This is a genomic window from Caulobacter ginsengisoli (assembly GCF_030814835.1).
In the GTDB taxonomy this organism is placed as follows: domain Bacteria; phylum Pseudomonadota; class Alphaproteobacteria; order Caulobacterales; family Caulobacteraceae; genus Caulobacter; species Caulobacter ginsengisoli.
Genome location: NZ_JAUSVS010000002.1, coordinates 325,657 through 348,520 on the forward strand (window position 1 = coordinate 325,657; position 22,864 = coordinate 348,520).

The 22,864-nt window shown below is 67.3% G+C and carries 28 protein-coding genes; 15 read left to right on the plus strand and 13 right to left on the minus strand.

All coding sequences use genetic code 11. The annotated features are described in order from the left end of the window. Positions 1–26 precede the first annotated feature (26 nt). The 6 genes from QO010_RS06795 (at position 27) to QO010_RS06820 (ending at position 4,805) form a co-directional block, all read left to right on the plus strand. Positions 27–317 (plus strand): hypothetical protein, encoded by a 291-nt coding sequence (locus QO010_RS06795; RefSeq protein WP_307347621.1) that lies wholly within the window; start codon positions 27–29, stop codon positions 315–317. 92 nt (positions 318–409) lie between these two features. Further along, positions 410–697, plus strand: coding sequence for a putative quinol monooxygenase (locus QO010_RS06800; protein WP_307347623.1), 288 nt, complete (start codon positions 410–412; stop codon positions 695–697). A 5-nt stretch (positions 698–702) separates the two neighbouring features. Then, on the plus strand, positions 703–1,926 hold the full coding sequence (locus QO010_RS06805) for an acyl-CoA dehydrogenase family protein (RefSeq protein ID WP_307347624.1): 1,224 nt from the start codon (positions 703–705) through the stop codon (positions 1,924–1,926). Positions 1,927–1,997: 71 nt separating this feature from the next. Beyond that, complete coding sequence (locus tag QO010_RS06810; protein ID WP_307347626.1) at positions 1,998–3,161, plus strand: MFS transporter; 1,164 nt, start codon at positions 1,998–2,000, stop codon at positions 3,159–3,161. A gap of 82 nt (positions 3,162–3,243) precedes the next feature. Beyond that, positions 3,244–4,035, plus strand: a complete 792-nt coding sequence (locus QO010_RS06815) for a hypothetical protein (RefSeq protein WP_307347628.1) — start codon at positions 3,244–3,246, stop codon at positions 4,033–4,035. Positions 4,036–4,091: 56 nt separating this feature from the next. Continuing rightward, positions 4,092–4,805: a hypothetical protein gene (locus tag QO010_RS06820; RefSeq protein ID WP_307347630.1), complete on the plus strand. Its 714-nt coding sequence runs from the start codon at positions 4,092–4,094 to the stop codon at positions 4,803–4,805. A 684-nt stretch (positions 4,806–5,489) separates the two neighbouring features. Here QO010_RS06820 and QO010_RS06825 read toward each other — a convergent pair. Beyond that, the gene (locus QO010_RS06825; protein WP_307347632.1) at positions 5,490–6,449 is read right to left on the minus strand and encodes a CsgG/HfaB family protein; all 960 of its coding nucleotides are present in this window, start codon (positions 6,447–6,449) and stop codon (positions 5,490–5,492) included. Between the two features lie 170 nt (positions 6,450–6,619). Then, positions 6,620–8,470, minus strand: a complete 1,851-nt coding sequence (locus tag QO010_RS06830) for an alpha/beta fold hydrolase (protein WP_307347634.1) — start codon at positions 8,468–8,470, stop codon at positions 6,620–6,622. A 197-nt stretch (positions 8,471–8,667) separates the two neighbouring features. Here QO010_RS06830 and QO010_RS06835 point away from each other — a divergent pair, with 197 nt between their 5' ends. Next, positions 8,668–9,762 carry an NADH:flavin oxidoreductase gene (locus tag QO010_RS06835; protein WP_307347635.1) on the plus strand — a complete coding sequence of 365 codons (1,095 nt, stop codon included), beginning with the start codon at positions 8,668–8,670 and terminating at the stop codon, positions 9,760–9,762. Between the two features lie 79 nt (positions 9,763–9,841). On the opposite strand, the gene QO010_RS06840 is transcribed toward QO010_RS06835, so the two are convergent. The 3 genes from QO010_RS06840 to QO010_RS06850 form a co-directional block, all read right to left on the minus strand. Further along, entirely contained in the window at positions 9,842–10,753 is a 912-nt protein-coding gene (locus QO010_RS06840) for an SMP-30/gluconolactonase/LRE family protein (protein ID WP_307347637.1), read from the minus strand. A gap of 65 nt (positions 10,754–10,818) precedes the next feature. Continuing rightward, the gene (locus QO010_RS06845; protein WP_307347639.1) at positions 10,819–11,337 is read right to left on the minus strand and encodes a dihydrofolate reductase; all 519 of its coding nucleotides are present in this window, start codon (positions 11,335–11,337) and stop codon (positions 10,819–10,821) included. Further along, positions 11,334–12,173 (minus strand): thymidylate synthase, encoded by an 840-nt coding sequence (locus QO010_RS06850; protein WP_307348632.1) that lies wholly within the window; start codon positions 12,171–12,173, stop codon positions 11,334–11,336. Before QO010_RS06850 ends, QO010_RS06845 begins: the two co-directional genes overlap by 4 nt. 179 nt (positions 12,174–12,352) lie before the next feature. Here QO010_RS06850 and QO010_RS06855 point away from each other — a divergent pair, with 179 nt between their 5' ends. Further along, complete coding sequence (locus tag QO010_RS06855; RefSeq protein WP_307347641.1) at positions 12,353–12,637, plus strand: hypothetical protein; 285 nt, start codon at positions 12,353–12,355, stop codon at positions 12,635–12,637. Between the two features lie 4 nt (positions 12,638–12,641). Here the strand turns inward: QO010_RS06855 and QO010_RS06860 are convergent, their stop codons facing one another. Together QO010_RS06860 and QO010_RS06865 are read right to left on the minus strand one after the other, a co-directional pair. Beyond that, on the minus strand, positions 12,642–13,196 hold the full coding sequence (locus tag QO010_RS06860; protein ID WP_307347642.1) for a DUF924 family protein: 555 nt from the start codon (positions 13,194–13,196) through the stop codon (positions 12,642–12,644). Between the two features lie 101 nt (positions 13,197–13,297). Beyond that, the gene (locus QO010_RS06865; protein WP_307347644.1) at positions 13,298–14,032 is read right to left on the minus strand and encodes a hypothetical protein; all 735 of its coding nucleotides are present in this window, start codon (positions 14,030–14,032) and stop codon (positions 13,298–13,300) included. Between the two features lie 30 nt (positions 14,033–14,062). Here QO010_RS06865 and QO010_RS06870 point away from each other — a divergent pair, with 30 nt between their 5' ends. From QO010_RS06870 to QO010_RS06880, 3 genes are all read left to right on the plus strand, one after another. Continuing rightward, positions 14,063–14,368: an RcnB family protein gene (locus QO010_RS06870; RefSeq protein WP_307347646.1), complete on the plus strand. Its 306-nt coding sequence runs from the start codon at positions 14,063–14,065 to the stop codon at positions 14,366–14,368. A 171-nt stretch (positions 14,369–14,539) separates the two neighbouring features. After that, positions 14,540–15,559, plus strand: a complete 1,020-nt coding sequence (gene ilvC, locus QO010_RS06875; RefSeq protein ID WP_307347648.1) for a ketol-acid reductoisomerase — start codon at positions 14,540–14,542, stop codon at positions 15,557–15,559. A 45-nt stretch (positions 15,560–15,604) separates the two neighbouring features. Beyond that, positions 15,605–16,165, plus strand: a complete 561-nt coding sequence (locus QO010_RS06880; RefSeq protein WP_307347650.1) for a nucleoside 2-deoxyribosyltransferase — start codon at positions 15,605–15,607, stop codon at positions 16,163–16,165. On the opposite strand, the gene QO010_RS06885 is transcribed toward QO010_RS06880, so the two are convergent. Continuing rightward, the gene (locus tag QO010_RS06885; RefSeq protein ID WP_307347681.1) at positions 16,162–16,899 is read right to left on the minus strand and encodes a tRNA1(Val) (adenine(37)-N6)-methyltransferase; all 738 of its coding nucleotides are present in this window, start codon (positions 16,897–16,899) and stop codon (positions 16,162–16,164) included. The genes QO010_RS06880 and QO010_RS06885 overlap by 4 nt on opposite strands. Positions 16,900–17,006: 107 nt before the next feature. Here QO010_RS06885 and QO010_RS06890 point away from each other — a divergent pair, with 107 nt between their 5' ends. From QO010_RS06890 to QO010_RS06900, 3 genes are read left to right on the plus strand one after another with little or no spacing between them, the layout of a single operon-like run. Beyond that, the gene (locus tag QO010_RS06890; RefSeq protein WP_307347683.1) at positions 17,007–18,017 is read left to right on the plus strand and encodes a polyprenyl synthetase family protein; all 1,011 of its coding nucleotides are present in this window, start codon (positions 17,007–17,009) and stop codon (positions 18,015–18,017) included. A gap of 59 nt (positions 18,018–18,076) precedes the next feature. Continuing rightward, the gene (locus QO010_RS06895) at positions 18,077–19,207 is read left to right on the plus strand and encodes a sensor histidine kinase (RefSeq protein WP_307347685.1); all 1,131 of its coding nucleotides are present in this window, start codon (positions 18,077–18,079) and stop codon (positions 19,205–19,207) included. A gap of 12 nt (positions 19,208–19,219) precedes the next feature. Beyond that, entirely contained in the window at positions 19,220–20,161 is a 942-nt protein-coding gene (locus tag QO010_RS06900; protein ID WP_307347686.1) for a glycosyltransferase family 9 protein, read from the plus strand. Positions 20,162–20,222: 61 nt separating this feature from the next. On the opposite strand, the gene QO010_RS06905 is transcribed toward QO010_RS06900, so the two are convergent. Genes QO010_RS06905 through QO010_RS06920 form a run of 4 tightly spaced genes read right to left on the minus strand, consistent with a single transcriptional unit; the run spans position 20,223 to position 21,871 of the window. Beyond that, positions 20,223–20,456, minus strand: a complete 234-nt coding sequence (locus QO010_RS06905) for a CcdB family protein (protein ID WP_307347688.1) — start codon at positions 20,454–20,456, stop codon at positions 20,223–20,225. Position 20,457: 1 nt separating this feature from the next. After that, a complete protein-coding gene (locus QO010_RS06910; RefSeq protein ID WP_307347690.1) occupies positions 20,458–20,727 on the minus strand; it encodes a type II toxin-antitoxin system CcdA family antitoxin in 270 nt (89 codons plus the stop codon). 8 nt (positions 20,728–20,735) lie between these two features. Further along, positions 20,736–21,194, minus strand: coding sequence for a GNAT family N-acetyltransferase (locus QO010_RS06915; RefSeq protein ID WP_307347692.1), 459 nt, complete (start codon positions 21,192–21,194; stop codon positions 20,736–20,738). Then, entirely contained in the window at positions 21,191–21,871 is a 681-nt protein-coding gene (locus QO010_RS06920) for a phytanoyl-CoA dioxygenase family protein (protein ID WP_307347694.1), read from the minus strand. The genes QO010_RS06915 and QO010_RS06920 overlap by 4 nt, the downstream gene beginning before the upstream one ends. Before the next feature lie 41 nt (positions 21,872–21,912). On the opposite strand from QO010_RS06920, the gene QO010_RS06925 reads away from it, so the two are divergent. Continuing rightward, the gene (locus QO010_RS06925) at positions 21,913–22,311 is read left to right on the plus strand and encodes a YccF domain-containing protein (RefSeq protein ID WP_307347695.1); all 399 of its coding nucleotides are present in this window, start codon (positions 21,913–21,915) and stop codon (positions 22,309–22,311) included. Here the strand turns inward: QO010_RS06925 and QO010_RS06930 are convergent. After that, positions 22,308–22,814, minus strand: a complete 507-nt coding sequence (locus QO010_RS06930; RefSeq protein ID WP_307347697.1) for a hypothetical protein — start codon at positions 22,812–22,814, stop codon at positions 22,308–22,310. The two genes, QO010_RS06925 and QO010_RS06930, sit on opposite strands and share 4 nt — an antisense overlap. Positions 22,815–22,864 lie beyond the last annotated feature (50 nt).

Genomic DNA, 22,864 nt, shown 5'->3' on the forward strand with positions numbered 1-22,864 from the left:
GTTAACCGCCCGGGAAAGGGTTTTCGATGGGACGACTGGCAAACGGCTCCGGCGGCGCCTTCAAGGGCCTGGCCTGGGTCGGCGGTCTTCTGGCCACCTGCGCCGCCCTGACGGTCGCCGCCGTGCTGGCGGTGTTCGCCACGGTCACCGTCGTGGTCCTGGCCCTGATGGCCAGCGCCACCCTGGCCTTCGCCGGTCTGGCCATGCGCGCCCGCCGCTCGGCCAAGGCCCGCGCCAACACCGATCCCGACCTGATCGAGGCCCGCCACCTGGGCGGCCACAGCTGGGTCGCCTACGGCTGGAACGACCGGGCCTAACAGCCCAACCGACGAATCCCTCAGCAACGCACTTCACGGCGCCCTTCCGCGCGGCTAGTCTCTCCATTCAAACAGATGTTCGGGAGGCGGATATGATCGGTGTTGTGGCGACCCTGACGGTTGCGGACGGCAAGGGCGCGGACCTGGAAGCGGTGTTCGCCGACCTCGCCGCCAAGGTGAAGGCCAACGAAAGCGGCTGCCTGATGTATCAGCTGACCAAGTCGCGCACCGAGCCCAACGTCTACAAGGTGCTGGAGCTCTACGCCTCCGACGAGGCCCTGAAGCACCACGGCTCGACCGACTATTTCAAGGCCGCCGGCCCCGGCATCGGCGCCTGCCTGGGCGGCCGTCCCAGCATCGAATACCTCGACGCGGTCTGATCGCCATGGACCTGGCCCTGTCAGCGGACGACCTCGCCTTCCGGGACGAGGTCCGCGCCTGGATCGCCGAGAACTTCGACGAGGACACCCGCCGTTGGCTGGCCCAGTCCAAGAACGGCTATCTGGACAAGGCCGGCCAGGTCAGCTGGCAGAAGAAGCTGGCCGCCAAGGGCTGGGCCGCGCCGGACTGGCCGGTCGAGTGGGGCGGGGCGGGGTTCACCGCCTCGCAGCGCTACATCTTCACCGCCGAGATGGGCCTGGCCGGCACGCCGCGGCCCAGCCCCATGGGGCTGAACATGGTGGCCCCGGTCATCCTGGCCTTCGGGACCGAGGAGCAGAAGCGCCAGCATCTGCCGCCGATCCTGTCGTCCGACATCTGGTGGTGCCAGGGCTACAGCGAGCCGGGCTCTGGCTCGGACCTCGCCTCCTTGCAGATGAAGGCCGTCCGCGACGGCGATGACTACGTCCTCAACGGCTCCAAGATTTGGACCACCCAGGCGCAATGGGCCGACTGGATGTTCTGCCTGGTCCGCACCTCCACCGAGGGCAAGCCCCAGAGCGGCATCTCGTTCGTGCTGCTGCGCATGGATACGCCCGGGGTGACGGTGAAGTCGCTGCCGACCCTGGACGGGCCGGTCGATGGCCAGCAGGAGATCAACCAGGTCTTCTTCGAGGATGTCCGGGTGCCCGTCTCCAACCGCATCGGCGAGGAGAACAAGGGCTGGACCTACGCCAAATACCTGCTGGAATTCGAGCGCGGCAACGCCTTCGCCCCCAGCCTGAAAAGCGTGCTGAAAAAGGTCCGCCGTATCGCCTCGGTCGAGCTGGACGGCAGCGGCGAGGCGATGATCAGCGATCCGGCCTTCCGTCGCAAGCTGGCGGCGCTGGAGATCGAAGTCGCCGCCCTGGACGCCACCGAACTGCGCATCTTCTCGGCCATGAGCGGCGGCGAGCCGGTCGGGCCGGCCTCCTCGATGCTGAAATGCGCGGGGTCGGAAGTGCAGCAGGCGATCACCGAACTGACCCTCGAGGCGGTCGGCGTCTACGGCCAGCCCTTCGTGCAGGACGGCTGGGCCCATCTGCGCGGCGACAGCAACGAGCCGCTGCCGGGGCCTGATTACGCCGCCCCGGCCGCGCCCACCTATTTCAACTACCGCAAGGCCTCGATCTATGCCGGGTCCAACGAGATCCAGCGTAACATCATGGCCAAGCTGGTCCTGGGGCTCTGACGGCCGGCTGGCTGCCAGACACGGCGCCTGAGGGCCGCAAGATTGCGGCCCTGCTACTGACGACGCGGGGGGTGCGGGCCTTCGCCGACGGTTTCGTCGCCCTTCTGCTGCCGGTCTATCTCACGGCCCTGGGCTGCAACGCCGTGCAGATCGGCCTACTGGCCAGCCTGACCCTGGCCGGTTCGGCGGCGGTGACCCTCAGCGTCGGTTTCCTGGCCCATCGCATCGTGCCACGCCTGCTGCTGCTTGGCGCCTCGCTGGCCATGGCGTTGACGGGCCTGGCCTTCGCCGGGTTCTCCGATTTCTGGCCGCTGGCGGTGGTCGCCTTCGTCGGCACGCTCAATCCCTCGGGCGGCGATGTCAGCCTGTTCCTGCCTCTGGAACACAGCCTGCTGGCCCACGCCGTCGCCGACCGCGACCGCACGGCGCTCTTCTCCAACTACAGCCTGATTGCCGGCCTGGTCGGCGCGCTGGGGGCCCTGGCCGCCGGTCTGCCGGATCTGCTGGGCGCTCTCCTGCCCAGGCTGGAGGCCATCCGCGGCATGTTCGGCCTCTACGCCCTGGCCGGCCTGGTCGTCTTCTTCCTCTATCGCCGCCTGCCCGTCGCCCAGGCCGACACCGCAATCGCCCACACCCCGCTCGGCCCGTCACGCAAGCGGGTGATACAGCTGGCGGCGGTCTTCAGCCTGGACAGCTTCGGTGGCGGCTTCCTGGTCCAGAGCCTGCTGGCGCTGTGGCTGTTCGACCGTTTCGGCCTGAGCCTGGCCCAGGGCGCCCTGTTCTTCTTCTGGGCGGGCCTGCTGGCGGCGGCCTCGTTCCTGGTCGCCCCGCGCCTGGCCAAGCGGTTCGGGCTGATCAACACCATGGTCTTCACCCACATCCCGGCCAGCCTCTGCCTGATCGCGGCGGCCTTCACCCCCAGTCTCTGGGCGGTGCTGGCCCTGCTGCTGGTCCGCGCCTTCCTGTCCTCGATGGATGTGCCCGCCCGCACCTCCTACGTCATGGCCGTGGTCACCCCGCCCGAACGCGCGGCCGCGGCCAGCTTCACGGCGGTGCCGCGCAGCCTGACCTCGGCCGCGGGGCCGACGATCGCCGGGTGGATGCTGTCGCTGGGGGGATTTGCCTGGCCGCTGCTGGTCGGCGGCGGGCTGAAGATCGCCTACGATCTTCTGATGCTGTTCATGTTCCGGAATGTGAGGGCGCCTGAGGAGGCCGCCAAAAGTGTGTTGGACTAGCGCGCGATTTTGTCGTTGCCTTCTCTACCAAAGGTCGAGAGTAGACGCGTTGCGGGAACACCATGACGTCGGGAGGAATACGATGAAGTTTTCCATACGGCGGTCCTTCGTTGCGGCCGCCTCGGCGGTGCGGGGAGGGTGGCCCTCGACGCTCATTCCGATCATAGCTGGATTGGCTTTCGGTGTTCTCTCTTACTATCTAAGCGTATTTATGGAATTCAAAGTGCTGAGAAATAGTACAGCTCTCAGTATAGCTCAAATTTCTACCTATTTGTGTTCATTTCTAATAGTATTTTTTTCTTTCTGCACCCTCGGATTTCGTAGAGTTTTGGCGCTAAGCGGGTCCGAAAAGAAGGAAATAGGTATTACGATAAATTCAATAGTCGTCGGAGTAGTATATGCTTCGATGGGTCCGGGTCTCGCTTCAATTCTGTCCGTATTGTCCCCACTGCTCGGCGAAGCAGTCGGCGATGGACAATGGTGGTCGCCGCATAGATGGTTGCTGCCAGTTATTCTTATCTGGCCTGTCGTCTTTAGTTCTGCTTTTGCGTTCGCGATACCGATTTCACTTCATCAGAGAAGCGGCTTGGCCCAGAGCTTCTTGAGCGCCTTCACGGTAGGCAAGGGAAATAGAGTGAGAATATTTATTCTCTTCCTAATTGTGGCCACGCTGGGAGCTGCCTTAGCCACGATTTTTGGAACGCTTGCCGAAATTGTGTCGCCCAGGCGGTATTCTGTTTCGTATGCTGTCGTGTTGCAATTTGGCGTAGTGGCAGCAACCGCGATTGCGGCGATAATTTCTGTAATAGCTTACTTGGAGCTCAAGTCTGCCGAGGGCGGCGACGCAAACGGAGTCGCGAAAGCGTTCTCCTAGGAGTTGTTTCTATATAGGAATCGTGGATAAATGGCGTCCTTCTGGGAGGGCGACAAATGCCTGTTGGGACTAACGGCACCAGTATCTATCGACCCGCGACCGCTCCTCCAGGAACGGTGTGCACTGGCAGCGGGATCGGGGTGACGGTGCGCGACGCACAAGGGCACGTTCTCTTTGTCATGGGATTGAACGACGGAAAAATATACTTTGGAGATCAATACTCAGATCCTCATCTGCCTACCGTTCAAGCCGCAACAATCGTAAATGGGCAGATGGTCGTGCCGCCTTCTGGGCCGACAATTGTCAATATCGATGGCACAGATTATATCTTACTTTCCTATGAGATGGCGAACGGCCAAAGCCAAGTGATAAATATTCGCCTAAGTTTGTATGAAGATATAAGGGACGGGGGATTGGACGGGGCCATAGCAGTGGGTCTCATTGCAGCATCTTTTCTGGATGCGAGCACGGGGCTTATGCCTGGCATGCGCGACGCCGATCACGATGGAGATATTGATCTGAATGACGCCCAGGCAGTTCTTAGGGACATGTTTCTGGATGAGGCTGCCCGTCAACTTGACCAGGGTGACAGCGTCGATTCCCTAGCGTTTCAGGTTCTTGCCAACTCAGTGCCCGACGCCATCGGGCTGTTGGCAATCTTTGCGGATACTACGACCGGCGACCAGAACGAGCCAAGTGGTGGCGGAGGCGGTTCCGGTGGTGAAGGCGGTGGCGGCGGCGGTGATGGCGACTCGGGCTGGATCTTCTAGAATCTGCAGTGCGTTATGCACCTAGTAGGCAATCGCGTGACCGAGTCGCGAGAATACAAATTCTCGGTAGAGCGCGATATCATCGTGCCAGCGATTATGGTTTTTCCATTTCTCGTTGCCGTAGTTTGCATTTCTGCTGGCCTATATTTGTCGATTTTTTTCCTGCTGGGACCGCACCCTAGGCTTAACTTTGTTGTACCTGCAACCGCGATCTTTTTCCCATTTGCTGAAGAGATCGTAAGGGTCGCTATAATTCGAAGTCCGGCGATCCGATCAGAGGTCGGGGCTGCTACTATGGCCATTTGCATATGGGCGGCTGAGACTGCAGCTCGACTTTCCACAAATAGAGAAAGCCCTAATGAAATCAAATTATTACTTCTATACGCGTCCTTAGGTCCTTTCGCGGTCCACTATGTCTCTAGTGTGCTTAATTTCAGAGCGAAAGGTCGAAGGTTTACCTGGGGTATCGCAGCTTTTCTGACTGGGTTCGTTCTGCACGCGACGCAATACGCTGTCACGAAAATGTTTGCGGACATCGATTTGTATGTCTGGACCGTACCAACGACCGCCATGCTTCTCGTCGCGGCCGTAAACGCACCACAGATTCGCCGGTGGCGGCAAAAGGGTAGGCTTGCGGGATAATTGAAAAACGGGACGCCAGGACAGCGCCCCGTCTCTCAGAGACTAGCGGGCCGTCAGATACGCCGACGACACCCAGCCGCGGTTGCCGTTCTCGTCATCGACTTCCATCCAGACGCCGTTGCGGCCGCCGGTCGGATAGACGATGGCGCCGGTGCGCAGGGTCAGCACCACCGGTGAGGAGGGCGAGGGCTGCTGGCGCATCGGGATGGCCTGGGTGGTGACCTGGGCCGAAGGCGCCGCCGCGGACGTCTGAGCGCCGGTCGGGGCCTGGGTCTGCAGGTAGTTGATGAGATCGATGAAGGCGTTGAAATAGGCGGCCGTGATGACCTTGCCGATCTCGGTGTTGCTATAGCCGCCGCCGGCAAGGGCGCCGCCGCCGGTGGTGCCCAGCAGGGCCCCGCCCGCGCCGAAGCCGATGTCGGTCTTCTTGGCCACGCCCTCGGCGACATAGAGCTGCTCGGTGGTCCGCGCATCGACCAGGGTGATGATCACCTGGGCTTCCGAGGACTTGGTCTGCAGCTTGCCGGCCAGGGCGCCGAAGCCGCCGGGCAGGAAGCTGCCGGCCACCGCGCCGATGTTGCTGCCGCCGGAGTTGGAGTTGGAATTGGCGATGTCGGGGACCAGGAAGAAGTCCGCCGCCTTGACCTGGCCACGGCCGATATTGCTGCCCTGCTGCAGGTCGCCGGAGGCCGCGAGGTCGCGCTCCTGGTCGCGCATGGCCAGGCCGCCGTTGCGGTCGACCATCCGCAGGCACCCGGAGCGGGCGGCGAACAGCTTGAGCAGGGCCTCGGGGCTGGAGAGGCCCAGCTGGGTCCACCAGCGGTTCTCCGGCTCCTGCACCGCCGCCGTGCCCAACGGCGCGGCGCATTTGGGCAGCTGGGGCGTGGCGGCGTTCTTCGGCGGCTTCTTGTCCATGCCGAATTGAGCGTAGGCGGGCGTGGTGACGGCCAGCCCGCTCAGGATCAGGCTGACAGTAGCGACGGCGGTGGTGATTTTGCGCATGGCCCCTCCGGGGAATTGGCGTGCTTCAACTGGAAAACAGCCCGCCCGGGCTCCCGACTTCCACGAGCGGGTGGCGGACCCATACACCCGGGCCGCCGAACACTGTGCGGGAAGACTAGCCGCACTCTGCCCCGCCGTCTCCCCAGTTTTGGGGGGCCAGTTTGAGGGGCTCAGCCGGTGGCGACCAGCTCGGCCATCTCCCGCGGATGGGAGATATAGAGCATCAGGCCGGCGCGCGGCATCTTGACGAAGCTGGCGTTCGGCAGGTCGCCGAACACCCGCTCCACACCCTCCAGGGCCAGGGTGGCGCCCTCGACCACCAGCCAGCGCTCGCCGCCGATCCCCTCGGGCACCCGCCAGCCGCGGGCGTAGGCGGCGTGCTCGTCGGCGAAGCCGCGGCAGGATCTGGCGCTCATCGCCTGGGCCTCGCGCACCATGTAGTCGAGGATGCCGGGCTGCTCGAGCGCCTCGCGGTCGGCGAGATTGTCCTTGAGGGAATTGCGCAGGGTCGTGCGCACCAGGTCGCTGCGGGTCTGGCGGCGCAGCATCTCCGAGAACACCCCGATCAGGTCCGGATTGGCCAGGAAGGCCCGGAAGATGGAGTTCATCATCCCGCCCGCGGCCAGGCGCTCATGGGCCGGCCACTTGCCGTTGACGACGATGCCGCGGATGACGCGCAGGGGATAGCGGGCGGCGAAGGTCAGGCCGGCGGCGACGGCGCCGTCGCGGGCCAGCATGATGACCCGGGGAATCTTCAGCGCATCCAGGATGGCGGCCATGTCGGCGGCGGCGGTCTCCAGGATGTCGCCGATGGCCGGGTCGGTCAGGCCAAAGCCCGGCCGCTGCGGCACGATGGGCCGGAAGCCCTTGGCCTGCAGGGCGGCGACGAAGGGGCGGGTCAGGTTGCGCCCGGTGGCCTGGCCGTGCAGCACGAACAGCGCCTGGCCACTGCGTGGCCCATAGTCGGTGAAGGCCACCCGCCGCTCGCCGGGCGCGACCAGCACTCTCAGGCGGCCGCCCGGATCGTGGTCGGACACCACCGATTCGGCGTTGGAGATCATCGCCGCCAGCGAACTGGTCTCGACCGACAGGCGGACCAGGTCCTTGGCCTTGTTGACCCCGGTCTTGGCGAACACCGCCTTGAGTTGGCCGCGCACGGTGGCTTCCTTGACCCCCAGGTCGGCGGCGACCTCGCGGGCGGTCAGGCCCCGGGCGAAGGCCGCCGCGGCCCGCGACTCGGCCGGGGTGGCGCCGAACGAGGCGGCCAGGGTGGCTTCGATGTCGGGGGAGGGCGGATGGTCGCCGCAGATCAGGTCCATCATCTTGCGGACCAGTTCGGGCGAGCGCTTGGCCCCGGCCTTGCGCATGGCCTTCTTCAGGGCCTCGCGGGCGGTCTCGCGGCCGACGCCGATCTGGGCGGCGGCCGCCTCCAGGTTGGGCGAATCGAGCAGGGCCTCGGCCAGGCGCGCCTCCAGCGGCGTCAGGCCATAGGCCTCGGCCGCCCGCTGGGTCAGCTCGCTGGAGCGCGAGGGGGAGAAGCCCAGCAGCACCACGCGCCGGCCGCCGTCCCGCAGCATGGTGCGGCAGGCCTCGGGCATCGGCCAGCCCGCCGTCATCTCGGCCAGGCCCGCGCAGCAGGCGATGGCGTCGCCGTCCCGCGCCTCGACCAGACCCGAGACCTGGCCGTTCTTCAGCGCCAACCGGATCAGGCGGCGGAAGGCGGGCGTATCGCTTGGCACGCCGAACCAGTCGCGAAAACCCCTGTCGGTATAGAGGGTCTGGCCGTCGGCCGAGACCACGGCGCTAACCAGGCCCGAGGCCGGGGCATGGGTGGCGAAGGCGGCGGCGGCCGGCGAGGCGACGATCTCGCTGAGCACCACGGCCAGCCGTTCCGGCTCGTGCAGGGCGGTGGTTTCCAGGGAGGGCCAGGCGTCGAACAGCGCCTGGGTCGGCCAGCCTTCGGCCGTCCGATACGCCAGGGTTTCCGGCCAGCTTCGTTCGGCCGTCTTGAGACTCGGCATCACACCAACCCGGCGTCCCCGACCGGACGCACAGCCTTTCTAGTAGCCCAGTATGGGTCATCGCAAAACAACGTCAGATGAACGGAATGCCGCCAAGTCCCCAAATCGGGCAGTTGGAGCGGGGGTATGATCAGATTTTCTGCGTGGCCAAGGGCTCAAACGCTTGTTTAAACGGCGGTAACAACTGGAGAGCCCGCGTGACCAACCCGCTGTTCAAGCCGTTTTCGCACAAGGGGCTGACCCTCAAGAACCGCATCGTCATGGCGCCCATGACCCGGTCCTTCTCACCGGGCGGAGTCGCGACCCAGGATGTCGCCGACTACTACCGCCGCCGGGCGCAGAACGATGTCGGGCTGATCGTCTCGGAAGGGACGGGGGTCGACCGGCCCGTCTCGCTGAACGATCCCAACATTCCACGCTTCCATGGCGACAAGGAACTGGCGGGCTGGAAGACGGTGATCGACGCGGTGCACAGCGCCGGCGGGGTGATGGCGCCCCAGCTCTGGCATGTGGGCGCGGTGCGCAGCCGTCATCCCGAATGGCAGCCGGAGAAGTACGACAGCCCCTCGGGTCTCTCCAGCCCCGGCAAGCAGTTCGGCGATCCGATGACCGATGTGGAAGTGGCCGACGCCATCGCCGCCTTCGCCAGCGCCGCGGCGGCGGCCAAGGCCCTGGGCTTCGAGGCGGTCGAGCTGCACGGCGCCCACGGCTATCTGATCGACCAGTTCTTCTGGGACGGGGTCAACCAGCGCGACGACGCCTTCGGCGGACCCAGCATTTCCGACCGGGGCCGCTTCGCCGCCGAGATCCTCAGGGCCGTCCGCGCCGCCGTGGGCCCCGACTACCCGGTGATCATCCGCCTCTCGCAATGGAAGCAGCAGGACTTCACCGCCAGGCTGGCCCATACGCCCGCCGAGATGGAAGCCTGGCTGCAGCCCCTGGCCGACGCCGGGGCCGACATCTTCCACTGCTCGCAACGCCGGTTCTGGGAGCCGGAATTCGAGGGCAGCGACCTGAACTTCGCCGGCTGGGCCAAGAAGCTGACCGGCCAGCCGACCATCACGGTGGGCTCGGTGGGGCTGTCGGGCGAGTTCATCGCGGCCTATGGCGGCGAGGCGTCGGAGCCGGCGTCGCTTGACGAGCTGGAGCGGCGTCTGGACGCCGGCGAGTTCGACCTGGTCGCGGTCGGGCGGGCGCTGCTGCAGGATCCCGAATGGGTGGTGAAGGTTCGTGACGGGCGCAATGACGAGCTCAAGAGCTTCGAGCGCTCGGCGATGATGACGCTGTACTAGAGCTTGAGAACCCTCCCTCCCTCGGGTCGGGCGGGCCGGGCAGGCCCGACCCGGGGGAGGAGGAAGGGAGAAACAAGGATTAAGCGTTGAAGTTCAGCTTCAGCCCCGGCCTCGGCCACTTCGCCTTGTAGAGTTTCCCCGTCCCCGACGCGGTGATCCACGCCGTCCGCATGTCATCCCCCCCGAACACGATGTTGGTGCAGAGGATGTCCGGGAACGGATAGTGCTCGGTCGTGCCGTCCTCGTCGAAGGCGGTGACGCCGCCGTTGATGATGGTGGCGACACAGACCTTGCCGCCGGCCTCGACCGCCAGGCTGTCCAGCAGCTGGTAACCCGGCAGGTTGCAGACCACCCGGCCCGGCTGAAACGGAGGCCCCTCGGCCAGCTGGCCGACGCCCGACACATCGAAGCCCCAGAGGCGGCCCAGCTGGGTGTCGGCGACATAGACCGTCTTCTCGTCGGGCGAGAGGCCGATGCCGTTGGGCGAGATCAGGCCGTCCCGCTGGCGGGTGATGCTCTTGCCGTCGGCGGTCGCGTAATAGACCCCGCCGAACTTGCGGCCCTCGGGCGTCGAGCAGCCGTGATCGCTGAACCAGAAGCCGCCGTTCTTGTCGAAAACGATGTCGTTGGGTCCGATCAGCCGGCGGCCCTCGCAGGCGTCATAGACCGTCTCGACCTTGCCCGACTTGATGTCGACCTTCTGGATCATGCCGCCGGTGTGGCTGGGTGGGGTCGGGCCGGGGATCAGCAGGCCCTGGACCTCGTGAAACTGAAACGATCCGCCGTTGTTGGTCACCCAGATCTTGCCGTCCGGGCCGATGGCCGCGCCGTTGGGTCCGCCGCCGGTCTCAGCCACCGTCTCCTTTTTGCCGTCGGGGGTGACGCGGGTCAGCCGCTGGCCGGCGATCTCGGTCAGGATGATCGAGCCGTCGGCCATGGCGATGGGGCCTTCGGGGAATTCGAAACCTTCGGCGACCAGTTCGATGTCCATGGGTGTTTCCTGCCGTTTATCGTTGGCCGGAATTGAACCCGCTGACCCAGAGGCAACGCAAGAGCCTAGCGGCGCTCCAGCACCCGAAAAGTCCAGTCGCAGTCGTCGCCCTCGCCGGCGGGGTGGAAATCGCGGCGAACCTCGGTCCAGCCGGCTTCGTCGAAGTCGGGCAGGCGGACATCACCCTCGGGGGCCATGTCGATCTCCGAGATGTAGATCCGCCTGGCCTTGGGCAGGGCCATGGCGAACAGAGCCGCCCCGCCGATCACGCAGACCTCGTCGACCCCGTCATCCTCGGCCTGCTCGCGGCCGATCTGGATGGCCTCGGAGAAGTCCTCACAGACCACGGCCCCGTGCGGCTCGAACGAGCCGTCGCGGGACAGCACGATGTTCATGCGGCCCTTCAGCGGGCGGACATGCAGGCTGTCCCAGGTCTTGCGGCCCATGATCACCGGCTTGCCGAAGGTCAGCTCCTTGAACAGCTGCATGTCCGACTTCAGCCGCCAGGGCAGGTCGCCATCCCGCCCGATGACGCCATTGCGGCCGCGGGCGACCGGGCCGAGGGTGAGGATGGGATGGCTCAAACCGCGATCGGCGCCTTGATGCCGGGGTGGGCCTGATAGCCCTCGAGCTTGAAGTCCTCGTATTCGAACGCGAACAGGTCGCTACGCGGCGACAGGGTCATGGTCGGGAAGGCGTAGGGCTCGCGCCGAAGCTGCTCCTTCGCCTGGTCCAGGTGGTTCAGATAGAGGTGGGCGTCGCCGAAGCTGTGCACGAACTCGCCGGGCTTCAGGCCCACCACCTGGGCGACCATCAGGGTCAGCAGGGCGTAGCTGGCGATGTTGAACGGCACCCCTAAGAAAACGTCGGCGCTGCGCTGGTAGAGCTGGCAGGAGAGCTTGCCGTCGGCGACGAAGAACTGGAACAGGCAGTGGCAGGGCGGCAGGGCCATGTCGTCGACATCCGCCGGGTTCCAGGCGCTGACGATGTGGCGGCGGCTGTTGGGGTTGGTCTTGAGGCTCTCGATCAGGGCCGAGATCTGGTCGATGACCCGGCCGTCCGGCGCGGTCCAGCTGCGCCACTGCTTGCCGTAGACGGGGCCCAGTTCGCCTTCGGCGTCGGCCCATTCGTCCCAGATGCTGACGCCCCGGTCCTTGAGCCAGCGGACATTGGTCTCGCCGCGCAGGAACCACAGCAGTTCGATGATGATCGACTTCAGATGCAGCTTCTTGGTGGTCAGCAGCGGAAAGCCCTGGGCCAGGTCGAAGCGCATCTGCCGGCCGAAGACCCCCAGCGTGCCCACGCCCGTGCGGTCGCCCCGCTCGACGCCATTGGCCATGATGTCGGCCAGCAGGCCCAGATACTGCCGCTCCGGATGGTCCGGGGCGGCGTGGGGTGGCGCGGCGATAACGGGGGCGATGGCGTTCACGGCGCTCGTCCAAGGGAGTCGATGCGCGGAGGATACCCGCGATTCGCGCGATATTCGCCGGTCGCGAACAGCCTGCGGCGAATCATCCACAACTTCGAGCCGCTTGTCTGCCCGGCCGTCCTGGCTGAACATGCCGGAAAGCCTGGTCAGAAGGTTAGGGGGAAGACGTCATGGTGATTTGGTTCGCGTTGCTTCTGTTTTCGGTGGGCGATGATCCAGCCGCCACCGCACCGGCGGCCCCGGCCGTCCTAGCCGCCGCCCCCGCCGCTGCTCCAGCGCCGGCTGCGCCGGATGACCCCAACCGAGTGGTCTGTGTCAAGGAACCCCAGGCCGGCACTCTCTTCACCCGCAAAATCTGCCACACCCGCGAGGAGTGGAAGAAGCTGCAGGAAGACCGGCGGCGTAACGCCGACCGTCTGCTCGACACAGACAGCAACCGCACCAGAAGCGAATAGACCGTCAGCCGGCGAAGCCGCCCTCATCCAGGAAGGCCTGCTCCTCGGCGGTGGTCTCGCGGCCCAGCGCCCGATTGCGGTGCGGGAAGCGGCCGAATTTCTCGATAATGTCGCGGTGCATCACCGCCCATTTCAGCGTCTCGGCGTCGCCGGTGCGGTCGCGATGAGCCTCGCAGAGCCGCACCGACAGGTCCTGGTCGGCCATCAGCTCGGAATGCTCGAACGGCAGGTAGAAGAACGGCCGCAGGCTGGGCTCGACGCCAAGATCCAGGTCGTCCTGGGTGGCGGCCCGGGCGATCTGCCGGGCCAGGGGGTCGGTGGCGAAGGCATGGGCGCTGCCCCGGAACAGGTTGCGCGGGAACTGATCCAGCAGGATCAGCAGGGCCAGAGCCCCCTCCGCCGTGGAGCGCCAGGCGTCGTACCTGCCTTGGGCGGCGGCGAAATGGGTGGCCTCGAACTTCAGGCGGATGGCCTGGTCGAAGGCGTCGTTCTTGGCGAACCACTTCTTGGGTCCGGCGCTGGTCCAGAAGCCGACAACATCGTTGGGAACCGCCGCCATGACCGCCTCCTCGCCCCCCGCTTCGCGTTACGCATAGTCCCGCCCAATCCGTCGCTCAAATCGTTCAAGTTCGGTTCACAATGAAAAGCGCAATCACCATTTCAAGGGACAAGAGCAGGGCCGACCGTCGGGGCGGCTCCAGGAGAAGAGAGATGAAACGTCTGATCACGGCAACCGCCGTGCTGGCGCTGATGGCGGGGGCCTCGGCTAATGCGGCCCCGCGCGGCGAAGGCAACTGGCGCGACAACACCACGACGGCTCCACAATCCGGACAGGCCCAGAGCCCGCCCCCGGCGCCCCCGCCCAAGGGCCCGCAAGTCGGCCCGCGCGGTAGCGGCCAGGGCGGCGGCCAGCGCGGTCCGCGCGGCGGCGGTGGCGGCCAAGGCGGCGGCGGTGGCGGCGGCCAAGGTGGTCAGGGCGGCCAGGGCGCCGGCGGCCAGGGCGGCCAAGGCGGCGGCCAATGGAGCGGCGGTCCTCGCGGTCCGCGCGGCGGCCAGGGCGGTCAAGGCGGCCAGGGCGGCGGCCAGTGGAATGGCGGCGGTCAAGGTGGCCAGGGCGGCGGTCAAGGCGGCGGCGGTCCCCGTGGTCCGCGCGGCGGCCAAGGCGGCGGCCAATGGGGCGGCGGTCAGGGCCAAGGTGGTCAGGGCGGCGGCCAGTGGGGCGGCGGTCAAGGCCAAGGTGGTCAAGGCGGCGGCCAATGGAATGGCGGCGGTCAGGGCGGCCAGGGCGGCCAGCAAGGCGGCCCCCGCGGCGGACGCTGGGACGGCGATCGCGATCGTGACGGTCGCGGCGGCCAGTGGGACGGCCGTGACGGACGCGATGGTCGGGGCGGCCAATGGAACGGGCGTCCTGGCGATGGGCGTCAGATGCGCGACCGCGACCGCAACCGGCGCTGGTACGACCAGCGGCAATGGCGTCCGAGCTATCGGCCGGCCCGGCGCTACCACCTGCCGCGCTACTACGCGCCGCGCAACTATTATGTGCGGACCTGGTACTACAACGACATCCTGCCCTGGGGCTGGTTCACCTCGAACTACTACCTGAACTACTGGGAGTATGGCCTGCCCACGCCCCCGATCGGGACGGAGTGGGTGCGGGTCGGCAACGACGCCCTGCTGGTCGATATCTGGACCGGCCGCGTGCTGACCGTCTATTACGGCATCTTCTGGTAGGATCGATCCCAGATGGAATGAGGGCCTCGGCGGCGACGCCGGGGCCCTTTTTCATGGCGCCACGCGGCTCCCCGATCTTGACGGCCGCGCAAAATTCCGCTCCATGGCCCGGCCTTTGCTGCACTGCCGTTGCGCGGGTGCAGCGTAAACGACCAGTCCGGAGACACAATCATGCGCGTCTACTACGACCGCGACGCCGACATCGCCCGCATCCTGGACCGGAAGATCGCCATTGTAGGCTATGGCAGCCAAGGCCGGGCCCACGCCCTCAACCTCAAGGACTCCGGCGCCAAGAACGTCGTGGTGGCCCTGCGCCCCGGCTCCGACACCGCCAAGAAGGTCGAGGCCGACGGCCTGAAGGTGATGAGCGTGGCCGACGCCGCCGGCTGGGCCGACGCCCTCATGATCCTGGCCCCCGACGAGCTGCAGCGCGACATCTACAACAACGACATCGCCCCCAATATCCGCGATGGCGCCGCCCTGCTGTTCGCCCACGGCCTGAACGTCCATTTCCGGCTGATCGAGCCCAAGGCCAGCATCGACGTGCTGATGGTCGCCCCCAAGGGTCCCGGCCACACCGTGCGCGGGGAATATCAGAAGGGCGGCGGCGTGCCCTGCCTGATCGCCGTCCATCAGGACGCCACCGGCGGGGCGCTGGACCTGGGCCTGGCCTATGCCAGCGCCATCGGCGGCGGGCGCTCAGGGATAATCGAGACCAACTTCCGCGAGGAATGCGAGACCGATCTGTTCGGCGAGCAGGCGGTGCTGTGCGGCGGCGTGGTCGAGCTGATCCGGGCCGGCTTCGAGACCCTGGTCGAGGCGGGCTACGCCCCCGAGATGGCCTATTTCGAGTGCCTGCACGAGGTGAAGCTGATCGTCGACCTGATCTATGAAGGCGGCATCGCCAACATGAACTACTCGATCAGCAACACCGCCGAGTATGGCGAATACGTCTCCGGTCCGCGCGTCGTGACCCCGGACACCAAGGCCGAGATGAAGCGGATCCTGGAGGACATCCAGTCGGGCCGCTTTGTCCGCGACTGGATGACCGAATGCGCCGCCGGCCAGCCCAGCTTCAAGGCCACCCGCCGCCGCACCGCCGAGCATGAGATCGAGGCGGTGGGTGAGCGCCTGCGCGGCATGATGCCGTGGATCGCCAAGAACAAGCTGGTGGATAAGGCGGTGAACTAGAGTCTGAAGCTAGCCGGGGTGGCCGGGGATCATTAGGTAGGGGGTGTGGCAAAGCGCATCCAAACCCTCTACCTGGCCGGCCCGGAGAACACCCTGCCGGACGCCGGTGAACACAGCCTGCTGCAGATCGCCCTCTGCCAGGCCATGGGCTTCGACCTACTCAAGGCCGACCCCATCGAGGGGCCGGACCTGACCGAGGTCAGGGCCCGCGAAATCTATGCCGAGCGGGTCTCGCGCATGCGCCGGGCCGACGCGGGCCTGATCAACCTGACCCCGTTCCGCGGCCCCACCGCCGACCCCGCCGCCGCCTTCGAGGCCGGTTTCATCGCCGGCCTGGGCCGGCCGGTGTTCGCCTGGCTGAACATCACCGAAGAGGATGACGGCGAACTGCGCGACCGCATCGCCTCCCATGTCGGGGCCCGGCTGGAATCCGACGGCTCCTGGCGCGATCCCGACGGCTGCATGATCGAGGATTTCGGCCTGCCCGAGAGCCTGATGCTGTGGGCGGAGTCGCGGCGGCTGTTCGTGGTGCTGACCGACGATCCGTTGCGCGACCTGACGGGGCTGCAGCTCTGCCTCGAGGCGCTGGGCGAATATCAGGACTAATCCCAGGCCAGGCCGGCCTCGCCCCGCAGGATCGCCTCGACTCGCGCCGTGTGCTTGCCGCCCTCGGCGTCATGCAGGACCAGCGGCGGCAGGAGGACCAGCGGCGCCTTGCCGGTCTTGGTCGCCTGAACCAGCACCCGCTTGGCCGGCGCCTCCGCGAAGGGATGGATCGGCCGGATGCGGAACGAGCCGGCCTTGGGGGCCAGCAGGCCGAGGATATCGGCCAGCCGGTCGGCCCGGTGGATGATCAGGATCTGGCCGCCCTCGCGCACCGCCTTGACCAGGAAGCCGGTCCAGGCCGCCAGGCCGCCGTCGGCCATCCAGGCCCCGGTCTTGGCGGGATCGGGGGCCTTCAGGGCGGCGGGGTCGTCGAAGAAGGGCGGGTTGGCCATCACCTTGTCGAAGACCGGCAGGTTCAGGGCCTTGAACGGCGACTGCACGTCACCGGCCAGCGCCTCGACCCGATCCTCAAGGCCGTTCAGCGTGATGTTCTGCCGGGCCAGGTCCAGTGCTTCGGCGTCGCGCTCCATCCCGACGAACCGCGCCTGCGGCGACCGCCAGGCCGCCGCCAGCAGCGCCCCGCCGGGGCCGCAGCCGGCCTCCAGCACCCGCTCGCCGGCCCCGGCGTCGCAGGCCGCGGCCAGCAGCGCTGCGTCCAGGCCGGCCCGATAGCCGCGGGCCGGCTGGCGCAGCTTGAGCTGCCCGTTCATCAGGCCGTCCTCACTGATGCTCATGAGTTGCTCATCCGGCCTTGTGCTCGCTCGTCCCCTGACCTATCCCGCCATGAGCAGGCGCCGCAACGGCGATGGTCGTCATTCGGCCTGTCAGGAGTTCGAGGGTCTTGGACGCAGCGAGAGCGGCCATAGTCCGTCCGGCGGGTTCGGTTGACGCTTTGGTGCGGCTGGGAACGGCCGACATGCGCCAGGTCGACCGGATCATCGCCAACCGCATGCAGAGCCCGGTGGCGACCATTCCCGCCCTGGCCGATCACCTGATCAACGCCGGCGGCAAACGGCTGCGGCCGCTGCTGACGGTGGCCTCGGCCCGCCTGGCCGGCGCCCGCGACGACGCCTGCCTGAAGCTGGCGGCGGCGGTCGAGTTCATCCACACCGCCACGCTCTTGCATGACGACGTAGTCGATTCCTCGCAGCTGCGCCGCGGCAAGGTCGCCGCCCACCTGATCTGGGGCGCGCCCTCCAGCGTACTGGTCGGGGATTATCTGTTCGCCCGCTCGTTCGAGCTGATGGTCGAGGCCGGCTCGCTGGCCGCGCTGGACATCCTGGCCAAGGCCAGCGGCGTCATCGCCGAGGGCGAGGTGCTGCAGCTGACCCGGGCCCATGACCTGAACCTGGGCCAGGACGTTTATCTGGAAATCATCCGGGCCAAAACCGCCGAGCTGTTCGCCGCCGCCGCCGAGTCCGGCGCCGTGTCGGCCGGGGCCAGCGACCAGCAGCGCCGGGCCATGCGCTCCTATGGCCTGAACCTGGGCCTGGCCTTCCAGCTGGCCGACGACGCCCTCGACTATGGCGGCGCCACCGAGACGCTCGGCAAGAACGCCGGCGACGATTTCCGGGAAGGCAAGGCCACCCTGCCGCTGCTGCTGGCCATCGCCCGCACCGGCGCCGAGGAGGCGGCCTTCTGGGATCGCACCATCGGCCAGAAGGACCAGTCCGAGGCCGACTTCCGCCGGGCCCGCGACCTGATCGTCAGTTCCGGGGCGCTGGACGCCACCCTGGACCTGGCCGCCGATTTCGCCGAACAGGCCAAGACGGCGCTGCACGCCATGGCCGCCGGGCAATGGCGTGACGCTCTGGCCGACCTGGCTGATTTCGCCGTGAGCCGCCGGGCTTAAGATTTTCTCCGCAACTGGCGGGTGATAGGTTGGTCTCTGGCAACAGGCGGAGACGCGGCTTGACCGGGCTTGCAGGCGGAACGACCGACCCCGTGTCTTCGCTCGACACCTTGGTGTCCGCCATCGAGGCCTTGGCCTCGGCGCGGCAGGTCGAGGACGTCGCCGCCGTGGTCCGCTCGGCCGCCCGGCACCTGTCCGGCGCCGATGGCGTGACCATCGTCCTGCGCGACGGCGACCAGTGCCACTACCTGGATGAAGACGCCATCGGGCCGCTCTGGAAGGGCCTGAAGTTTCCGATGAGCGCCTGCATCTCCGGCTGGGCGATGCTGAACCGCCAGACGGTGGTGATCGAGGACATCTATCTCGACGACCGCATTCCCCACGACGCCTATCGCCCCACCTTCGTGCGAAGCCTGGTGATGACCCCCGTGCGGCCCGAAGAACCCATCGCCGCGATCGGCGCCTATTGGTCGGAGGTGCGGCGGCCGAGCGATGAGGAGATCGCCAACCTGGCCCTGATCGCCCGGGCCACGGCGACGGCCCTGGCCAATGTCACCCTGCTAGGGTCGCTGGAATCGGCCCTGGCGGTGCGCAACGCCCTGGTCCGCGAGCTGAATCACCGGGTGAAGAACAACCTGGCCGCCAGCCTGGCCATCGCCAACCAGACCATGGGTCGCGCGTCCACCCCCGCGGCCTTCAACCAGGCTTTCAGTGGCCGGATCATGGCCCTGTCGCGCATCCATGAGCTGCTGGGCGAGCACGACTGGCAGAAGGCCGACCTGGGCCTGGTGGCCCGCGCCGCCGTGGCGGGGTTGGGCGAGGGCCTGGAAGGGCGGGTGAGCTTCGAGGGGCCGCCGATCCGCCTGGCCTCCGAGACGGCGGTCAGCATGATGATGGCCCTACACGAACTGGCCGACAACGCCGTGCGCCACGGCGCGTTGGGTCCTTCCGGGGGACAGGCGGCGCTGACCTGGCGGATCGAGGACGAGCGGCTGGTGCTGGACTGGCGCGAGCTGGACGGGCCGCCGGTTCCGAACCTGCGCACCCCCGGTTTCGGCCAGCGGCTGATCGAGCGGGGCCTGCCGCGCGATGTGGGCGGCAAGGCCAGTCTCGACTTCCACCCCGAGGGCTTCCGCTACAGCCTCGACTGCCCGCTCTCGCACAGGATCGCCCTGGCCGGCGCGATCTGATAGCCAGCGCCGATGGCGCCGCAACGCATCCTGGTGATCAAGCTTTCCGCCCTGGGCGACTTCGTCCAGGCCAGCGGCCCCATGAAGGCCATCCACGCGGCGCATCCGGACGCCCACATCACCCTGCTGACCACCGGCCCCTACGTGGCCATGGGCCAGGCCACCGGCTGGTTCGACGAGGTCTGGAGCGACGGCCGCCCTGACTGGAGCGACCTGCCGGCCGTCTGGCGGCTGCTGAGCCGCCTGCGCGGGGCCCGGTTCGACCGGGTCTACGACCTGCAGACCCAGAGCCGCACCATCCGCTATTTCCAGCTGCTCTGGCCGCGACGCCCCGACTGGTCCGGCAACGCCCCGGGCGCGAAGTTCCGCTACGCCGGGCCCGAGCGCGACCGGCTGCACATCCAGGACAGCCAGCGCAACCAGCTGGCTGTCGCCGGTATCCCGCAGACGCCGCCGCCGGACGTCTCCTGGCTGAAGGGGGAGGGCGGTTTCGATCTGCAGAGCCCCTACGCCCTGCTGGTCCCCGGCGGCGCCCCGCACCGGCCCGCCAAGCGCTGGCCGGCCGAACGCTATGGCGAACTGGCGGCGAGGCTGGCGAGGGAGGGGATTACGCCCGTCGTCCTTGGCCACGGCCCCGACGAGGCCGGGCTGGCGGAGATCATCCGGGCCTCCGAGCCGAGCGCCGTGGTCCTGGTCGGCAAGACCAAACTCGGCGACATCGCCGACCTCGCCCGCGCCGCGGCGCTGGCCGTCGGCAACGACACCGGCCCCATGCACGTCATCGCCGCCGGCGGTTGCCCGTCGTTGGTCCTGTTTTCCGCCGACAGCGACCCGGCGCTCAGCGCGCCCCGGCCGTCAGGGGAGGGGCGGGTGGAGATATTGCGGGAGATGGATTTGGAGGACTTGGCCGTGGCGCCGGTCTGGTCGGTCGTGGAGACGCTCAGAAACCGGTGAAGACGCGGCTGATGCCGCGCCGGATCGCGTCCTCATGCTCCAGCAGCGAGCCGACACGCCGTTAGAGGACCTTGGCTTCCAATCCGCCCATATCGGCCAGCGAAAGGATCAAATCCTCATCCCGCACATGCAGGCGAACCTCGATCTCTTCAATCTGTCTTTGGCGATCTCTGACCAATGGCGCTGCGATGACGACATCGGTCTGGCGCATCAAATGAGAGGAAAGAACGATCAGATAGGGCGCTATAGCCCGGCTCGAAGCGAACGGATTTTCATAGAAATCGAATTGACGCACGCTACCAGCGCCGCCACTCGGCGCTGATCAGACCGCGTTCGGCGACACGTTGATTGAACTCCGCAATGGCCTCGGCGTTGTCGCTCGCCCATTGCTTCGCGCGCTCTTCACCCATTCCCTCTGACAATCTCGAAGGGCTGACGAGGTCGGCATGATGAGCCAGGGCGCGCCTGAGGCCGTCCTCCACCACGAGTTCGAGCGGCATGCCAGCCTGTCTGGCAGTCTCCAGCAGGTCCGCGTCGATCTCGATCTTGAGCTCAGCCTTGCCCATACCCAAGCCTAACTCAATTTCGCGATCCCGTCGCCCATCCAGTGGCTGAACCCCATCCCTTCCGGGGCTTGCGCGAACCCCATCGCCTCCCAGAAAGGCGGCGCCGCGGCCGTAGCCTGCGCATTGGAAACCAGCAGGTCGGCGGCCTGAAGCCCCTGCTGCATCATCGCCGCGGCCAGCATCCGTCCCACGCCCAGTCGCCGTGCTGACGGCGCCACGTAGAGCCGGCGCATGCGCATGGCCGGCCGGTCCAGGCCAGGCTGCGGCGTCACCCCGCCGAGGCCGACCAACTCGCCCTCGGCGAAGGCGGCGAAGAGGGCGCCGGGGTCGCGGAAGGGGTTCTCAGTCTCCACCCACTGCGCCGCCAGGGCGCTCATGTTGCGCACGCCTTCGGCTTCGGCCTGGGCGCGCAGGGCCGGGAAGCCTTCGGGCAGGGCGCCCTCGACCCGGACGATCTGCACGCTCATGTCGCCAGCCCCAGCCATTGCAGGCCGCCGGGCAGGTCGAAGGCGGCATAGTCCAGCTGCAGCACACGCCGCCGAGCCGGGACCCTGGCCCGGGCCGAGGCGTGCAGGATCGGCGTCGAATAGGCCCAGACGTCGCCGCTGGCGGCCAGGCATTCCAGGATGGGATGGGTCAGGGCCCGTCCCGCGGCGTCGCTTGCCGCCACTCGGCCCAGCCGGTGCGAGCCCAGGGCCGCCTGCAGCGGGGCGTTGTCCGGGCCGCAGTCGTCCAGATGCAGACGCAGGGTGACCATGGCCTCCAGCACATCGATGGGCGGAGCGACGTGGGTCAGGCCGTGCTTGACCGACCAGGGGCCGAAGCCCGGGGTCTCAAGGCGTTCCCGGACGCAGACGGTGCGGTCCTGGTGCCAGGCCACCATCCAGTTGTCGGCGGCGGTCTTGTCGAACATCACGGCCCGAACCGGCCTTGCGCCAGGGCCCAGCAAGGTCTCCGCGATGCCGGTTGCCGCCGCGAGCCGGCCTGCCAGCGCCTCGCCGCTCAGCCGGACGCCGGCGCGCTCGATATCCAGGCTGCGCAGCGCCGCCACCGTCGCCGCATCCAGGGCGGCGGGATGGAAAACCGCGCCATCCCGCTTGAAGTCCAGGCCCAGGGTCCCGATTTTCTTTGCAGGGGCGTTCATCACCACCCACCTTAGCGCGACCCCGATAGGAATCACCTGCCTTGACCCTGCTCCTCAACATCCTGTGGTTCATCTTCGGCGGCTGGATCTCCGGCACGCTGTGGATTCTGGGCGGAGCGCTGATGGCCATCACCGTGATCGGCCTGCCCTATACCGGCGCGGCCTGGCGGATCGCCGGCTTCGCCTATTTCCCGTTCGGCAAGGACATCGTCGACCGCAGCGAGGTCACCGGCCAGCACGACCTGGGCACCGGCCCGGTCGGCTGCGTGCTCAATGTGCTGTGGTTCATCCTGGGCGGCTGGCACATCGCGCTAAGCCACGTGCTGATCGCCATTCCCGAGGCGGTCAGCATCATCGGCATTCCCTTCGCCTTCAAGGATGTCCAGCTGGCCCTCGTCGCCCTGGCCCCGATCGGCAAGACGGTGGTGCCGAAGCCCTAGTCCCGGGTCGTCCAGGTCACCACCACATTGACCCGGCCCTTGGCGTCGACGCCGAAGACGTTCATCTCCAGGCTGCCTTTGGGGGCCTTCCACCCAGTACGGACATAGGGCTTGCCCTCGTCGTTCGTCTTCTGGGTCGGCTTGCCGTCGGGCTTGAAGCCGCGGGTCTTGGCCCAGGCGGCGACGGCGGCCGGCATCGGCTCGGCCAGGGCCGGCGGTCCGTCCAGGGCGACGGTGCATCGGCGTTTGTCCGGCGCATCCGCCGTGGCCGAGATGATGAACATGTCGACGCCGCTGGTGCGCCGCACCCGCGTCCCGAAGAAGTCCTTGAACTCCAGGGACTCCGCCTTGGCGATGTAGCCGTCGTAGTCGCCCGACAGCACATAGATCGAGCAGGCCTGGTCGAGCGCCTCGACGACGGCGGGAGCGCCGGGCGGGTTGGCGGCCTGGGCCGAGGTGGCCAGGGCCAGGGCGGCGAAGACCGGAGCGAGAGGACGGCGCATGGTGAAAATCCCTTGGACTGTGGTCCAGAGGGTCATGCCGGACGGCCGAC

Bases quoted from the DNA above. Each gene is read 5' to 3' on its own strand.
- QO010_RS06795 (WP_307347621.1), top strand. From the start codon at position 27: ATGGGACGACTGGCAAACGGCTCCGGCGGCGCCTTCAAGGGCCTGGCC.
- QO010_RS06800 (WP_307347623.1), top strand. From the start codon at position 410: ATGATCGGTGTTGTGGCGACCCTGACGGTTGCGGACGGCAAGGGCGCG.
- QO010_RS06805 (WP_307347624.1), top strand. From the start codon at position 703: ATGGACCTGGCCCTGTCAGCGGACGACCTCGCCTTCCGGGACGAGGTC.
- QO010_RS06815 (WP_307347628.1), top strand. From the start codon at position 3,244: ATGAAGTTTTCCATACGGCGGTCCTTCGTTGCGGCCGCCTCGGCGGTG.
- QO010_RS06820 (WP_307347630.1), top strand. From the start codon at position 4,092: ATGCCTGTTGGGACTAACGGCACCAGTATCTATCGACCCGCGACCGCT.
- QO010_RS06825 (WP_307347632.1), bottom strand. From the start codon at position 6,449: ATGCGCAAAATCACCACCGCCGTCGCTACTGTCAGCCTGATCCTGAGC.
- QO010_RS06830 (WP_307347634.1), bottom strand. From the start codon at position 8,470: ATGCCGAGTCTCAAGACGGCCGAACGAAGCTGGCCGGAAACCCTGGCG.
- QO010_RS06840 (WP_307347637.1), bottom strand. From the start codon at position 10,753: ATGGACATCGAACTGGTCGCCGAAGGTTTCGAATTCCCCGAAGGCCCC.
- QO010_RS06855 (WP_307347641.1), top strand. From the start codon at position 12,353: ATGGTGATTTGGTTCGCGTTGCTTCTGTTTTCGGTGGGCGATGATCCA.
- QO010_RS06860 (WP_307347642.1), bottom strand. From the start codon at position 13,196: ATGGCGGCGGTTCCCAACGATGTTGTCGGCTTCTGGACCAGCGCCGGA.
- QO010_RS06870 (WP_307347646.1), top strand. From the start codon at position 14,063: ATGCGCGACCGCGACCGCAACCGGCGCTGGTACGACCAGCGGCAATGG.
- ilvC (WP_307347648.1), top strand. From the start codon at position 14,540: ATGCGCGTCTACTACGACCGCGACGCCGACATCGCCCGCATCCTGGAC.
- QO010_RS06885 (WP_307347681.1), bottom strand. From the start codon at position 16,899: ATGAGCATCAGTGAGGACGGCCTGATGAACGGGCAGCTCAAGCTGCGC.
- QO010_RS06900 (WP_307347686.1), top strand. From the start codon at position 19,220: ATGGCGCCGCAACGCATCCTGGTGATCAAGCTTTCCGCCCTGGGCGAC.
- QO010_RS06910 (WP_307347690.1), bottom strand. From the start codon at position 20,727: ATGGGCAAGGCTGAGCTCAAGATCGAGATCGACGCGGACCTGCTGGAG.
- QO010_RS06915 (WP_307347692.1), bottom strand. From the start codon at position 21,194: ATGAGCGTGCAGATCGTCCGGGTCGAGGGCGCCCTGCCCGAAGGCTTC.
- QO010_RS06920 (WP_307347694.1), bottom strand. From the start codon at position 21,871: ATGAACGCCCCTGCAAAGAAAATCGGGACCCTGGGCCTGGACTTCAAG.
- QO010_RS06930 (WP_307347697.1), bottom strand. From the start codon at position 22,814: ATGCGCCGTCCTCTCGCTCCGGTCTTCGCCGCCCTGGCCCTGGCCACC.